Origin of the sequence: Mycolicibacterium peregrinum (assembly GCF_001665625.1) — a bacterium.
Lineage (GTDB): Bacteria > Actinomycetota > Actinomycetes > Mycobacteriales > Mycobacteriaceae > Mycobacterium > Mycobacterium peregrinum_B.
Genome location: NZ_LZSY01000020.1, coordinates 51,313 through 65,636, shown reverse-complemented (window position 1 = coordinate 65,636; position 14,324 = coordinate 51,313). Strand labels below are relative to the sequence as shown.

Genomic DNA, 14,324 nt, shown 5'->3' with positions numbered 1-14,324 from the left:
CCGGCTACTTCTCGCCTGTTCCGGGCAGGGTCCTTTCCCGTACATTCGGGGTGCCCAGCCGCCAGGCCATCCAGGGCAGTGCTGCGTCGAATGCCGCACTGGCCGCCTGGAAATCGTGTCCACCCTTGTAGCCCACCACCGAGCATTCGACGTTGTAACCGCTCAGCAGGGCGCACAGCTTGTTGGCGTTGGAGGCGTGCTCTTCGGAGAACGTGTCCCAGCCGGCTATCGCCTCTTCGGATGGGGGCGTGGTGGTGCCGTCACGGTGGACGGTCGGCGTGCTTTCGCCGACACCGAGCCATGCCGCCATGGCGTCGTACGGGCCGTGCCGGGTGACCACGGTCTTGGGGTCGAATGCCTCCCAGGCCGCTCGGTCGCCACCGAAGAGCCGTGCGATGGTCTGGTCCTTGGTGCCCGCATTCGGGCCGAGTGTGCCGTCCAGCCAGACGAAGGCGCTGAACATCTCGGGATTGCGCACCGCGGTGTTCAGGGCGCACGTCGCGCCCGAAGACCACCCGGCCAGTCCCCAGTTCTGCGCCTTCGGGCTGACGCCGAAACGTGAAATCAGGTAGGGCACGAGATCTTTCGTCAGGTGGGAGGCGGCGTTGCCACGGGTGCCGTCGACGCATTCGGTGTCGTTGCTGAACTTGCCTGCGATGTCGGGGAATACGAAGACCGGAGCATTGCCGTGGTGCAGCGCGGCAAAGTCGTCGAGGGCCTGCAAGGCGCCGGTCGATTGCAGCCAGTCGTTGGGATGGTTGAATTCGCCGCCCATCATGATGACCGCGGGTAGTTGCGGCGGCGGGTTGGTGGCGAACCAGGCCGGCGGGAGGTAGACCACCTCGGTCCGGTGCGCGAAACCCGATGCGTCGGACGGGATGTCCACGCGTACCACCGTGCCGCGCGTAGGTATCTCACCGGACTCTCGAAGCGCGGCGAGCTGGGATTCGTCGATCCACTGTTCGGGCTCTGTGTGCGTCACCCGGAGCCAGGCCGCGCGGACCGTGGGGAAATAGCCGGTGGCGGTGTTGAGTGCGGCCAGACCACACACCACCGTCAACACCACCGACAGCACCGATACGATTCGGCGCCACCACGCACTGCCCCGCCAACCGGTGACGAGAACCGTCGCGGCGAATCCGAACATCGCCGTCCAGAAAATGGTGCCGAACGAGATGGCATCGGCGGACCAGCCCTGGTGCCGCACGAACAGCCGTGCGGCACCAGCCAGGCCGACGCCGACCAACACTGCCGCGAGCAGCCATCGCCTCATCCACTCCCGTGGCCGGCCGCGACCGATCGCGACCACGATCGCGACAAGTGCGAGCAGTTGCAGCGTTATCGGGATCAGGCCATTGGTCAGCGACAGGTTCATGTGGACCGGCCCTCTCCGATGTCCTGCGAAAGCTTGTGCAGCAGCGGTCCCTCCAACTCGTCGGCCAATTGCCGCAGCACGGGGCCGTATTCGGGATGGGCCAGCGCGAACGCGAACTGGGCGACCAGATAGTCGGGGGGATTGCCGGTGTCATACCAGTGGCCCTGTATCACCTGGCCGTAGACAGCGTGGTCCTTGGCGTGGGCGTTGATCGCGTCGGTCAGGTAGATCTCGCCGGGCTGGGTCTGCTGGTACCAGCGGTTGGTCTGCTCACGCAACTCGTCGATGATGCCGGGTGTGACGACGTAGCCGCCGATCGCGGCGTAGTCGGAGCGGGCCTCATGTGGCTGCGGCTTCTCGACGATTCCACTGATCCTCAGAAGCCCGCCGTCCAACTCCTCGTCGATGATCGGCACGCCGTATCGACGCGAATTCTCCGGAGCCATCGGCATCAACGCCAGCACAGGGGCTGAGGTCTGTTCGTAGGCCCGGATCAGTTGTTGGGCGCGCGGCACCTCGGCGACGAATACGTCGTCGGGCCACAACACCAGGACCGGCTCGTCACCGAACGAGCGTGAGGCATTGAGCACCGGCGTGCCGTTGCCATACGGACCGTGCTGATGGAGATAGGTGATGTGGCCCCGCGCGGACAGCTCGCCGACCTCCGCGACGGCGTCGGCGTAGGCGTCCTTGCCGTCCGCACGCAGCTGATCCACCAGCGTCGTATTGGGCCGAAAATGCTCCTCTATCAAGTTCTTTCCACCGGAGACGACGATCGTGATGTCGGTGATCCCGGAGTTGACCAGCTCGCGCACCGTGTGCTCGATGACCGGCTTGTCGCCGACTGGGAGCATCTCCTTGGGAATGGCCTTGGTCAGCGGCAGGAGACGCGAACCTATTCCCGCGGCGGGGATGACGGCTTTGCGGATGGCCTGTCGTGCCATGTGTTCCTCTCCCGGTGCTCCACCAAAACTAGCCGGTGAGGCCTTCAGCCGAGCGGAATTCCCCAGCGACCACCAAATGCGATCTGGTTCAAAGGCAGCCGTTCCCGGGGCCGACCGTCGCGCTCGGCAATTTCCTCACCCATTTCGGAGTAGTCCCCGAGCGTGCCGACGGCCACCGCCGCGATGGGCCGCACCCCGTCCGGAATCTCGAACGCTGCCTGAGCCCCGTCCACGTCGAAGCCGGCCATCGGATGGGCGATCAGCCCGCGGGACACCGCCTCGACGGTGAGCTGTGCGATCGCCGCTCCGGCGTCGACGCAGGCATACCGTGCGGTCCTCTCGTCTTCTCCTTCATCTGCGCACACCAGGATCAGCGCGGAGGCGGCCTGGGCATAGCTGTTGCCGCGTTTGAGCAGGCCGGCCAGTGTGGCGAATGTCTCGTCGCCTCTGATCCCGACCACGAATCGCACCGGTTGACGGTGGCCCCAGCTGGCGGCCCAGCGCGCGGCCTCCAGCAGTGCGGTGAGCTGGTCAGCGGCGATGGCGGCGTCGGGGTCGAAGGCCCGGGGGCTCCAGCGGGCTGCGAGATCGGGGTGGATCGGCACGCTGGTGCTGGCCAGGCGGCCGTTCGGCGTGGCAGGCACGTCAGCCAAGCTACCGGCGGGGAAAACCGCGTGCGCGTCTCCCTTATCCTGTGTGGGACTCAATCCAGCGTTCTGAAGGGTTAGATAGTGGCGCTCGTCGTACAGAAGTACGGCGGATCCTCGGTATCGGATGCCGATCGGATCCGTCGCGTGGCCGAGCGCATCGTCGAGACGAAGAAGGCCGGCAACGACGTCGTCGTCGTGGTCTCCGCGATGGGCGATACCACCGACGACCTCCTTGACCTGGCCCGCCAGGTCTCCCCGGCCCCGCCGGCGCGCGAGATGGACATGCTGCTGACTGCCGGTGAGCGCATCTCCAACGCCTTGGTCGCGATGGCCATCGAGTCACTCGGCGCGCAGGCACGCTCGTTCACCGGGTCGCAGGCCGGCATCGTCACCACCGGCATCCACGGCAACGCGAAGATCATCGACGTCACCCCCGGCCGCCTGCGCGATGCGCTGGACGAGGGCGTCATCGTGCTGGTCGCCGGATTCCAGGGCGTCAGCCAGGACAGCAAGGACGTCACCACCATGGGCCGCGGCGGCTCGGACACCACCGCCGTCGCCTTGGCCGCCGCGCTGAAGGCCGACGTCTGCGAGATCTACACCGACGTCGACGGCATCTTCACCGCCGACCCGCGCATCGTGCCCAACGCCCGCCACCTCGACACCGTCTCCTTCGAGGAGATGCTCGAGATGGCCGCGTGCGGCGCCAAGGTGCTGATGCTGCGCTGCGTCGAGTACGCCCGCCGCTACAACGTGCCGATTCACGTTCGTTCGTCGTACACCGACAAGCCCGGCACCATCGTCAAAGGATCGATCGAGGACATCCCCATGGAAGACGCCCTGCTGACCGGAGTAGCCCACGACCGCGGGGAGGCCAAGGTCACCGTCGTCGGTGTCCCGGACGTTCCCGGCTATGCCGCCCGGGTGTTCCGCGCGGTCGCCGACGCGGACGTGAACATCGACATGGTGCTGCAGAACATCTCCAAGGTCGAAGACGGCAAGACCGACATCACCTTCACCTGCCCGATGGACAACGGGCCCGGCGCGGTGCAGAAGCTGACCTCTCTGCAGGACGAGATCGGCTTCAGCCAGGTGCTGTACGACGACCACATCGGAAAGGTCTCGCTGGTCGGCGCGGGCATGCGCAGCCACCCCGGCGTCACCGCCAAGTTCTGTGAGGCCCTGGCCGAAGTCGGCGTCAACATCGACCTGATCTCCACGTCGGAGATCCGCATCTCGGTGCTGGTGAAGGACACGGATCTCGACACCGCCGTCTCCGCCCTGCATGACGCCTTCGACCTCGGCGGCGAAGACGAGGCCGTGGTCTACGGCGGGACGGGGCGCTGACATGGTCAACATCGGTGTAGTAGGTGCCACCGGCCAGGTCGGCCAGGTCATGCGCACCCTGCTGGAAGAGCGCAACTTCCCGGCCAGCTCGGTCCGGTTCTTCGCCTCGGCCCGTTCCGAGGGCAAGAAGCTGACATTCCGCGGCGAGGAGATCGAGGTCGAGAACAGCGAGACCGCCGACCCGTCCGGTCTGGACATCGCGCTGTTCTCCGCCGGTGCGACGATGTCGCGCGTGCAGGCTCCGCGGTTCGCGGCGGCCGGCGCGGTCGTCGTCGACAACTCCTCCGCCTGGCGTAAGGACCCCGAGGTCCCGCTGGTGGTGTCCGAGGTCAACTTCAAGCGCGACGCCGGGCTACGTCCCAAAGGCATCATCGCCAACCCGAACTGCACCACCATGGCCGCCATGCCGGTGCTCAAGCCGCTGCACGAGGAAGCCGGGTTGACCCGGTTGATCGTGTCGAGCTACCAGGCGGTTTCGGGCAGTGGCCTGGCCGGTGTCGAGGAGCTCGCATCGCAGACCCGCGCGGTCATCGACGGCGCGGAGCAGCTGGTTCATGACGGCTCCGCGCTGACGTATCCGGAGCCCGTGAAATACGTTGCCCCTATTGCGTTCAACGTGATCCCACTGGCGGGTTCACTGGTCGACGACGACTCGGGCGAGACCGACGAAGACCAGAAGCTGCGCAACGAGAGCCGCAAGATCCTCGGTATCCCTGACCTTCTGGTGAGCGGCACGTGCGTGCGCGTTCCCGTGTTCACCGGGCACTCGCTGTCGATCAATGCCGAGTTCGCCCAGCCGCTTTCGGTCGAGAAGGCCAGGTCGCTGCTTGCCGCCGCGTCGGGCGTGAAGTTGGTCGACGTGCCGACCCCGCTGGCCGCCGCAGGCGCCGACGAGTCCCTGGTCGGCCGGATCCGGCAGGACCCGGGTGTGCCCGACGGGCGTGGCCTCGCCCTGTTCGTATCCGGCGACAACCTGCGAAAAGGTGCGGCGCTGAACACGATTCAAATCGCCGAACTGCTGGCCGCCGAGCTCTAAACCGCCTTGCGTCGAAACCGCATTCCAGCAGGCGTTCTCTCGGTTTTTCTCTGCTGGAATGCCATTTCGGCGATGCCGGCGGCCGGTGCGAGTCCCTTCTTCGGCGATCCGGTGGTGCCCCCGCTGGCCCCCGGTCAGGTGCTGCGCATCGGCCCGAGCGCCGGAACCGGTACTCCTACCCGCGATTACGGCATCGGTGCCACCGACCTGTGTGAGTTCATGGAGTTCCCCAGCCGGGTGCTCCAGGTCTGCGGTGACAGCTTCGCGGGGCAGGCCGTCGGCTTCGGCGGCTGGCACTCACCGGTGGCGCTGCATGTGGATGCCGATTCGATCGAGGATGCCGGCGGCGTGCGCTACCGCGGGGTCACCGGGGTGGACAAGCCGTTGCTGGCCGACACCGCGCCGCCCGGTTCGTCGCAGTTGCCCGCCGGCGTGATCTCCATCAACCGCGAGAACTACATGCTGGTGACCACCACCTACAACCTCAAGCCGTACAGTTCTCGGTTGGTGAAAGCGGATGCCGCCCAGCCGAATTGGCCCACGGTACCGGGGTCGGTGCGGGAGGCCAAGTATCAGGGCGGCGCCCAGTCGCAGATCACCGGCTATTACGACCCGGTCCCGGCGCCGGATTCGCCCAGCGGCTGGGTGTACATCCTGGCCAACAATTTCGACCGCAGCAGCCCGGCGTTCCTGTACCGGGCCAACCCGAAGACCTTCACCGACCGGGCCACCTGGCAGGGCTGGTCGAGCACCGGTGGCTGGGGCAAGCCCCCGACTGCGTTGTTCTCCGACCGGGTGGGGGAGATGAGTATTCGGCAGATCGATGGCAAGCCCGTGCTGTCCTACTTCAACGCCACCACCGGGAACATGGAGATGCGGGTCGCCTACGACCCCACCGGTTTGGGTAGCGCACCGGTGACCACGGTCGTGTTCGCCAGTGCCTGGCCGGACCCGGTCGACTCGTTGCCGCCGCCGGAGGTGAACGAGCTGGCCCAGCCCTACGGCGGGTACATCTCGCCCGGTTCCACGCTGGATCAGGTCCGGGTTTTCATCAGCCAGTGGAACACCATGGCCCGCGGTGGCACCCCGTACCGGGTCATCCAGTACGCGGTGAACCCGTTCAAGCCCTGGGAGCAGTAGTTCCGGACCCCTCTTCGCCTTCGGCTTCGGCTTCGGCTTCGCGCCGATTTCTACCGCAGGGCTGTGGTCCGCGTGTGCGAGCAGCCTCTGGGTAGAAAACGGCGGCGCAAAACCCGTAGCGAAGCTCCCTCCCCGCGCCTTCACAGCTGATTCATAGCCAATTCTTGATCTGCACCTCAGCAGTGCTCGCATGCTCGTGTCATGACTGAAACACCCCCCGATCCTGAACCTGCGACCGAGCCGGTGGTCGCACCGGCGGCTCAGCCGGCAGTAGTGGCACCCCCGCCCGCCGAGAACAAGCCGAGCCGGCTCATGCAGGCGCTCGCGTGGGTCGGCATCGCCGCCGGCAGCGTTTTTATCGTTGCCGTGGTCTTCGGCACCGGCTTCTTCCTCGGCGCGCATTCCGGTGGCGGCGGCCATCACCATCGCGGTGGCCATGACCGTGGCGGCATGATGATGTTCCACCACGGCGGACCCGGTGGCGGCCCAGGGCAGATGGGCCCACGGCACGGCATGATGCCGCCGTGGGGTCCCGGTGGTCCTGGTGGCCCCGGCTCGTCCGGCCCCGGCGGCCCTGGTTGGGGACCCGGCCCGGGAAACAACTCAGAGCGTCCTGAGACCCCGCCGACACCGGCACCGCCTGCGCGACCATAATCACAGCCCACTCTTTTGGACTGACTCCAAAGAGCGCGCATACTGGAGCCGTGACCACGGTGCATGAACACGACCCCAAGGCCCTGTTGCGGGCCGCCGGGCTGCGCGTGACCGCACCGCGGGTCGCGGTTCTCCAGGCGCTGGCCGATCACCCGCATTCGACTGCAGACGATGTGGCCGGCCTGGCCCGCGAGAACCTCGGTTCGGTGTCGACCCAAGCGGTCTACGACGTCCTCCGCGCCTGCGTCAATGCGGGCCTCGTCCGTCGGATCGAACCGGCCGGTTCCTCGGCGCGTTACGAGACGCGCGCCGGCGACAACCACCATCACCTGGTCTGCCGGGTGTGCGGTGTGGTCGCCGACGTTGATTGCGCAGTGGGCGAGACCCCCTGCCTGGAACCCTCTGACCTGGCCGGCTTCGCCGTCGACGAGGCCGAGGTCGTGTTCTGGGGAATCTGCGCCGACTGCCAGAAGAGCGCCGTCACCGCATAAGACCACTCTGCAGCCCACGGACGCCCCGGCCACTACCCCTTGGTGGCCGGGGCGCCTGGCTTTTCAGCCAAGCGTTGGGTGGGGTCCGCGGAATCGTGAGATTCTCGCTAACCATGACCCGCAATCGGCTGCTGGTGGCCGCACTGCTCGCAGTGCCGGCGCTGGCTGCCGGATGCAGCGACGGCGCGAATCCTGAGCGCGGCGCGGCCATGGTCTTCGCGATCGGCGATTGCGTGAGCGTCCCGGCCGCCACACCCGCGGCCCCGGAGGTGACCCGCGCCGGCAGGGTGTCCTGCGATACCGACCCCAGCTACACCGTCGGGGCGATCGCCGACGGCACCGGGGCCTGCCCGAGCGCCGAGTACCAGCATCTGCCCGCCGAGCTCGCCGATCCGTCGACCGCACGCCTGTGCCTGGTTCCCAATCTCGTCGCCAACCACTGCTACGAACTCGGCATGCCCGCGGGCATGGTGGAGCTGGCCGATTGCACCGCACGAACCGATCGCGGCCCGGGTGTGATGGTCCAGGTGACGCAGCGCCTCGACGTCCGGGACGGGTCGGCCTGCCCAGCCGAAACAGGGCACTACGCCTGGCCTTATCCGTCACCGGCGCGAACCTATTGCACGCGGACGGTTCACTAACTGGCATGATCGAGGCCATGCGTGCCCTGACTGTCGGTTTCGGGCTGGCCAGTCTCGCGCTGGCATTGGCTGCACCTACTGGTGCGCGCCCCTCGGATCCTGGTGTCGTGTCCTATGCCGTCATGCCCAAAGGTTCGGTGGGCAACATCATCGGTGCCCCGATGACGTGGGAATCCGAGTTCACCGTCCCGTTCCAGGGCTTCTCGGTGGAAAACCCCGTGTGCAACAACTGGGCCGATGTCGGGTTGCCCGAGGTGTTCAACGACCCAGACCTGGCTTCGTTCAACGGCGCCACCACCCAGACGGCGGCCGGCGACGACAGCCATTTCGTCAAGCAGGCCATCGGGGTGTTCGCGACGCCGGAGGCCGCCGACCGTGCCTTCCACCGCGTGGTCGACCGCACCAACGGATGCTCGGGCCAGACCACCGCGATGCACCTGGACAACTTCGTCACCCAGGTGTGGACTTTCACCGGTGGCCCGGCGAGCGCCACGGATGCGGACTGGGTGAAACAGGAGGCCGGAACCGACCGCCGCTGTTTCAACACCACCCGCAAACGGGAAAACGTGCTGCTACAAGCCAAGGTGTGCCAGTCCGGCAACGCAGGTCCCGCGGTCAACGTGCTGGCCGGAGCCATGCAGAACACGCTGGGGCAGTAGAAGATGTCGGTCCTATCTGGATGATGGAACAGAACCGAGCCGATTGATCCGGTGAGGACCGGGAGGGGTGGTTGCGTTGGCAGTACCCGTCACGACCGATGCGGCCCGTCTAGCTCCCATCGAGTTCACCAGCGCCGAAGATGCCGCGGCATTCATCGAAGCCCGCTGTCTGGATGACGGGCCGGTCGGGCAGGTAGGTCTGGAGATCGAGGCCCACTGTTTCGACCTCGACGATCCGCTGCGACGCCCAGGCTGGGATGAAATCTCAGAGGTGATCGCGTCGGTGCCCACGTTGCCCGGCGACAGCCGGATCACCGTCGAACCCGGGGGCGCCGTCGAGCTGTCCGGCCCCCCGACCGACGGACCGTCGGCGGCGACCGCCGCCCTGCTCGCCGATCGGGCCGTACTGCGGGCGGAGTTCGAACGCCGTGGTCTGGGGCTGCTGCTGTTGGGCGCCGACCCGGTGAGGCCCACTCAACGGGTCAACCCGGGTCCGCGCTATCAGGCCATGGAGACGTTCTTCGCGGCCAGCGGGTCGGCGGAGCCAGGGGCGGCGATGATGACGTCGACCGCGTCGGTTCAGGTCAACCTCGATGCCGGACCGCGGGACGGCTGGGCGCAGCGGGTCCGGCTGGCGCATGCCCTCGGCCCGACGATGATCGCGATCACCGCGAACTCGCCGATGCTGGGTGGGCGGTTCACCGGGTGGAAGTCGTCGCGGCAGCGGGTGTGGGGTCAGCTGGATTCCGCGCGCTGCGGTCCAGTTCTGGGCGCCGACGGGGACGACCCGGCCAGTGACTGGGCGCGCTACGCGTTGCGGGCGCCGGTAATGCTGGTCAACACCCCGGATGCCGTCCCGGTCACCAACTGGGTCCCGTTCGCCGACTGGGCCGACGGGCGCGCGGTGCTCGGCGGCCGCCGTCCCACCGAAGCCGACCTCGAATACCACCTGACGACGCTGTTCCCGCCGGTCCGGCCGCGGCGCTGGTTGGAGATCCGCTATCTCGACAGCGTGCCGGATGCGCTCTGGCCCGCGGTGGTGTTCATGCTGACCACGCTTCTCGACGACCCGGAGGCCGCCGCGATCGCCACGGAGGCGACAGCTCCGGTGGCCACCGCATGGGACCGGGCCGCCCGGATCGGGCTCACCGATCGACGGCTGCAGGACGCGGCGGTCGCGTGCGTGTCGGCGGCGGCGGAGCGGGCGCCGACAGACCTCGCGGAATCGATGGAGCGATTGGCGCGTTCGGTCCAGGAGGGACGCTGCCCGGCCGACGATTTCGCCGACCAGGTCGTGGGCCATGGAATTGCTTCTGCGATGAGCCAACTGGTGAAGGGCGAGCTTTGACGACACGCGAGGCGCTGGCGCAGCAGCTCACCCGGGCGCGGGACCGTACCCTGCGCCTGGTCGACTTCGACGACGCTGAACTGCACCGCCAGTACAGCCCGTTGATGAGCCCGCTCGTCTGGGACCTCGCGCACATCGGTCAGCAGGAGGAGTTGTGGCTGCTGCGGGCCGGCAACTCGGACCGTCCGGGCATCCTGGATCCCGAGGTCGACCGGCTGTACGACGCCTTCGTGCACTCGCGGGCCAGTCGCGTCGACCTTCCGTTGCTACCGCCGGCGGATGCGCGAACCTATTGCGCGACGGTGCGATCCAAGGCGCTCGATGCACTCGACTCCCTCGATGCCGACGACTCCGCCTTCACCTTCGGTCTGATCATCAGCCACGAGAACCAGCACGACGAGACCATGTTGCAGGCACTGAACCTGCGGAGCGGGCTACCGTTGCTCGACACCGGCAGCGCGTTGCCCGCCGGACGGCCTGGTGTGGCCGGCACCTCGGTGCTGATCCCGGGCGGGCCGTTCGTGCTTGGCGTCGACGAACTGACCGAACCGTTTTCGTTGGACAACGAGCGTCCGCCGCACTCTGTCGAAGTGGCCTCTTTCCGGATCGGCCGGGTGCCGGTCACCAATGCCGAATGGCGTGAGTTCATCGACGACGGCGGCTATCAGCAGTCCCGTTGGTGGTCGGAACGCGGCTGGGCGCATCGTCAGGAAGCGGGCTTGGTGGCGCCCGCGTTCTGGGGGCCCGACAATACCCGCACCAGGTTCGGCCACATCGAGACCATTCCTACCGACGAACCGGTCCAGCACGTCACGTTCTTCGAAGCCGAGGCCTATGCCGCGTGGGCCGGAGCCCGGCTGCCCACCGAGATCGAGTGGGAAAAGGCCGCCGCCTGGGATCCGGAGGCTGGCGCCCGGCGCCGATTCCCCTGGGGTACCTCCGAACCCACCGCGGCGCTGGCCAACCTCGGCGGTGAGGCGCGCCGCCCCGCGCCCGTGGGGGCCTATCCCGCCGGAGCGTCGGCCTATGGCGTCGAGCAGATGTTGGGCGATGTCTGGGAGTGGACCACCTCCCCGCTGCGGCCATGGCCCGGCTTCACCCCGATGGTCTATGACCGCTACACCGAACCCTTCTTCGACGGTGATTACCGGGTCCTGCGCGGCGGCTCGTGGGCGGTGTCCGCCGACATCCTGCGCCCGAGCTTCCGCAACTGGGACCACCCGATCCGGCGCCAGATCTTCTCCGGTGTACGTCTGGCGTGGGACGCCTGATGTGTCGGCACATCGGGTGGCTCGGCGCACCGCGGTCGGTGGCCTCGCTGGTGCTGGATCCTCCGCAGGGCCTGCTGGTGCAGTCGTATGCGCCGCGTCGCCAGAAGAACGGGTTGATGAACGCCGATGGTTGGGGCGCAGGGTTTTTCGACTCCGGTGTGCCCCGTCGATGGCGCAGCGACAAGCCGCTGTGGGGCGACGCGTCGTTCGCCTCGGTCGCGCCGGCGTTGACCAGTGGATGCGTGGTCGCGGCCGTGCGTTCGGCGACCATCGGCATGCCGATCGAGCCCTCGGCCTCGGCGCCGTTCACCGACGGGCAGTGGCTGCTGTCGCACAACGGTGTGGTGGACCGCTCGGTCCTGCCATTGACCGGCGTCGCCGAATCCACCGTGGACAGCGCGGTGCTGGCCGCACTGATCTTCGAACGCGGGCTCGACACGCTGGGACAGACCATTGTCGAAGTCGGCACGCTGGATCCGAACGCCCGCCTGAACATTCTGGCTGCCAACGGTTCTCGTATGATCGCCACCACCTGGGGTGACACCTTGTCGATGCTGGCACTGCCGGATGGTGTCGTGCTCGCCAGTGAACCCTACGACGACGATCCCGGCTGGTCCGACATCCCGGACCGGCACCTCGTCACCGTGGCCGGCTCTGACGTCGAGCTCACCCCACTGAAAGGTTCGGTATGACGCTCACCTTGTCCAACTATCTGGCGGCCGATTCCGCTGCCACCGCGCTCCGTCGCGATGTGCGCGAGGGGCTGTCCCAGTCGCCGAAGATGCTGCCACCCAAGTGGTTCTACGATTCGGTGGGCAGCGATCTGTTCGACCAGATCACCCGGCTGCCCGAGTACTACCCGACCCGGACCGAGGCGCAGATCCTGCGCGACCGCTCGCCGGAGATCACGGCGGCCGCCGGTGCCGACACTCTCGTCGAGTTGGGCAGCGGCACCTCGGAGAAGACCAGGATGCTGCTCGACGCGATGCGCGACGGTGGCCAGTTGCGCCGATTCATCCCGTTCGACGTCGACGCCAGTGTGCTTCGTTCTGCCGGAGATGCCATCGGCCAGGAGTATCCGGGCATCGAAATCGACGCGGTATGTGGTGATTTCGAGGAACATCTGGGCAAGATCCCGGCCGTCGGACGGCGCCTCGTGGCGTTCCTCGGCTCGACGATCGGAAATCTCACCCCAGGTCCGCGGGCGGATTTCCTGGCCTCATTGGCCGAGACCCTCCAGCCCGGTGACAGCGTGCTGTTGGGCACCGACCTGGTCAAGGACACCGAGCGGCTGGTCAGCGCCTACGACGACAGTGCCGGCGTGACCGCCGCGTTCAACCGCAACGTGCTGTCGGTGGTGAACCGTGAACTCGACGCCGACTTCGACCTCGATGCCTTCGAGCACGTGGCGAAATGGAATCCCGACGAGGAGCGCATCGAGATGTGGCTGCGCGCGGATGCGCCGCAGCAAGTTCGTGTGGCGGCGCTGGATCTCGACGTCGCATTCGGTGCCGGTGAAGAGATGCTGACCGAGGTGTCCTGCAAGTTCCGGGCCGACGGAGTAGCCGGGGAGCTCGCGAAAGCCGGTTTGCAGCAGACCCATTGGTGGACCGATGAAGCCGGTGACTTCGGCTTGTCTCTGGCGGTGAAATGAGTCTCGCGCAGCAGTGGGCTGACGCCCGGCCCAAGGTCGCCGGCCTGCACTTCGACAGTGGCGCCTGTTCGCGCCAGAGCCTCGCTGTCATCGACGCGGTCGCCGCGCATGCGCGTCATGAGGCCGAAGTGGGCGGGTACGTGGCGGCCGAGGCAGCAGCGCCTGTTCTCGCGGCGGGTCGGGCCGCTGTCGCGGCACTGACCGGCCTCAACGCCGACGATGTGGTGTACACGACGGGTTCCAACCAATCGCTCGATCTCCTGCTCGGCAGTTGGACAGGGGAGCGCACGCTGGCGTGCCTGTCCGGTGAGTTCGGGCCGAACCTTGCCGTCATGGCCGCCAACGGTTTTCAGGTGCGTGCGTTGCCTGTCGACGGGGACGGCCGGGTCGTGGTCGACGAGGTTGCCCGCCTGTTCGCTTCTGATCCGCCGGCTTTGGTGCACTTCACCGCGCTGGCCAGCCACCGCGGGGTGGCCCAGCCACTGGCGGAGATGGTCGCAGTGTGCCGCGCTGCGGGCGTACCCATCGTGGTCGACGCCGCGCAGGCATTCGGGCACCTGGACTGCAACGTCGGCCCTGACGCGATCTACTCGTCGTCGCGTAAATGGCTGGCCGGCCCGCGCGGAGTCGGATTCTTGGCGCTGCGGCCCGAATTGGTGGCGCAGTTGCGCCGACGGGTGCCGCCCGCCGACTGGGATGTGCCGGTGACGGTGCTGCAGAGCTTCGAGCAGGGTGAGCACAACGCCGCGACCCGCATCGGATACTCGGTCGCTTTGGGCGAACACCTGGCTGCTGGGCCGGAACTCGTCCGGGGCCGCCTGGCCGAGCTGGGCCGCACCGCGCGACAGGTGCTGGCCGAGGTGCCGGGCTGGCGGGTGGTCGAAGCCGTCGACGAGCCCACCGCCATCACGACTTTGGAGCCCACCGACGGCGCCGAGCCCGCCGCGGTGCGGGCCTGGCTGATCGCCGAGCGTGGAATCGTCACCACCGCATGCGAACTCGCGCGGGCGCCGTTCGAGATGTCCAAGCCGGTGCTGCGGGTCTCCCCGCATGTCGACACCACGGTTGAGGATCTGGAGCAGTTCGCCGGGGTGTTGCGAGAGGTGCCTTAGTC

The 14,324-nt window shown here is 67.5% G+C and carries 15 protein-coding genes; 12 read left to right on the top strand and 3 right to left on the bottom strand.

Going from position 1 to position 14,324, the window contains the following annotated elements:
• Positions 1-4: 4 nt before the first annotated feature.
• From A5779_RS02935 to A5779_RS02925, 3 genes are read right to left on the bottom strand one after another with little or no spacing between them, the layout of a single operon-like run.
• Positions 5-1,375: an alpha/beta hydrolase gene (locus A5779_RS02935; RefSeq protein ID WP_064878765.1), complete on the bottom strand. Its 1,371-nt coding sequence runs from the start codon at positions 1,373-1,375 to the stop codon at positions 5-7.
• Complete coding sequence (locus A5779_RS02930) at positions 1,372-2,319, bottom strand: UTP--glucose-1-phosphate uridylyltransferase (protein WP_064878763.1); 948 nt, start codon at positions 2,317-2,319, stop codon at positions 1,372-1,374. Before A5779_RS02930 ends, A5779_RS02935 begins: the two co-directional genes overlap by 4 nt.
• 44 nt (positions 2,320-2,363) lie before the next feature.
• On the bottom strand, positions 2,364-2,963 hold the full coding sequence (locus A5779_RS02925; protein WP_064878761.1) for a nitroreductase family protein: 600 nt from the start codon (positions 2,961-2,963) through the stop codon (positions 2,364-2,366).
• 87 nt (positions 2,964-3,050) lie between these two features.
• On the opposite strand from A5779_RS02925, the gene A5779_RS02920 reads away from it, so the two are divergent.
• From A5779_RS02920 to egtE, 12 genes are all read left to right on the top strand, one after another.
• On the top strand, positions 3,051-4,316 hold the full coding sequence (locus tag A5779_RS02920) for an aspartate kinase (protein ID WP_064878759.1): 1,266 nt from the start codon (positions 3,051-3,053) through the stop codon (positions 4,314-4,316).
• A gap of 1 nt (position 4,317) precedes the next feature.
• Complete coding sequence (locus A5779_RS02915) at positions 4,318-5,352, top strand: aspartate-semialdehyde dehydrogenase (RefSeq protein WP_064878757.1); 1,035 nt, start codon at positions 4,318-4,320, stop codon at positions 5,350-5,352.
• Between the two features lie 72 nt (positions 5,353-5,424).
• Positions 5,425-6,492 (top strand): DUF4185 domain-containing protein, encoded by a 1,068-nt coding sequence (locus tag A5779_RS02910; protein ID WP_064878755.1) that lies wholly within the window; start codon positions 5,425-5,427, stop codon positions 6,490-6,492.
• Positions 6,493-6,693: 201 nt separating this feature from the next.
• Positions 6,694-7,146, top strand: a complete 453-nt coding sequence (locus A5779_RS33960) for a hypothetical protein (RefSeq protein WP_165609736.1) — start codon at positions 6,694-6,696, stop codon at positions 7,144-7,146.
• A gap of 50 nt (positions 7,147-7,196) precedes the next feature.
• Positions 7,197-7,637, top strand: a complete 441-nt coding sequence (locus A5779_RS02905; protein ID WP_055118294.1) for a Fur family transcriptional regulator — start codon at positions 7,197-7,199, stop codon at positions 7,635-7,637.
• Between the two features lie 113 nt (positions 7,638-7,750).
• Positions 7,751-8,278 (top strand): hypothetical protein, encoded by a 528-nt coding sequence (locus A5779_RS02900; RefSeq protein WP_064878753.1) that lies wholly within the window; start codon positions 7,751-7,753, stop codon positions 8,276-8,278.
• A gap of 17 nt (positions 8,279-8,295) precedes the next feature.
• The gene (locus A5779_RS02895) at positions 8,296-8,937 is read left to right on the top strand and encodes a sensor domain-containing protein (RefSeq protein ID WP_064878811.1); all 642 of its coding nucleotides are present in this window, start codon (positions 8,296-8,298) and stop codon (positions 8,935-8,937) included.
• A gap of 76 nt (positions 8,938-9,013) precedes the next feature.
• Positions 9,014-10,285 (top strand): ergothioneine biosynthesis glutamate--cysteine ligase EgtA, encoded by a 1,272-nt coding sequence (gene egtA / locus A5779_RS02890; protein WP_064878809.1) that lies wholly within the window; start codon positions 9,014-9,016, stop codon positions 10,283-10,285.
• Entirely contained in the window at positions 10,282-11,556 is a 1,275-nt protein-coding gene (egtB, locus tag A5779_RS02885; RefSeq protein ID WP_064878751.1) for an ergothioneine biosynthesis protein EgtB, read from the top strand. The genes egtA and egtB overlap by 4 nt, the downstream gene beginning before the upstream one ends.
• Positions 11,556-12,248 (top strand): ergothioneine biosynthesis protein EgtC, encoded by a 693-nt coding sequence (gene egtC / locus A5779_RS02880; RefSeq protein ID WP_064878807.1) that lies wholly within the window; start codon positions 11,556-11,558, stop codon positions 12,246-12,248. Before egtB ends, egtC begins: the two co-directional genes overlap by 1 nt.
• Entirely contained in the window at positions 12,245-13,210 is a 966-nt protein-coding gene (gene egtD, locus A5779_RS02875) for an L-histidine N(alpha)-methyltransferase (protein ID WP_064878749.1), read from the top strand. Before egtC ends, egtD begins: the two co-directional genes overlap by 4 nt.
• Positions 13,207-14,322 carry an ergothioneine biosynthesis PLP-dependent enzyme EgtE gene (gene egtE, locus A5779_RS02870; protein WP_064878747.1) on the top strand — a complete coding sequence of 372 codons (1,116 nt, stop codon included), beginning with the start codon at positions 13,207-13,209 and terminating at the stop codon, positions 14,320-14,322. The genes egtD and egtE overlap by 4 nt, the downstream gene beginning before the upstream one ends.
• The last annotated feature ends 2 nt before the right edge of the window (positions 14,323-14,324 follow it).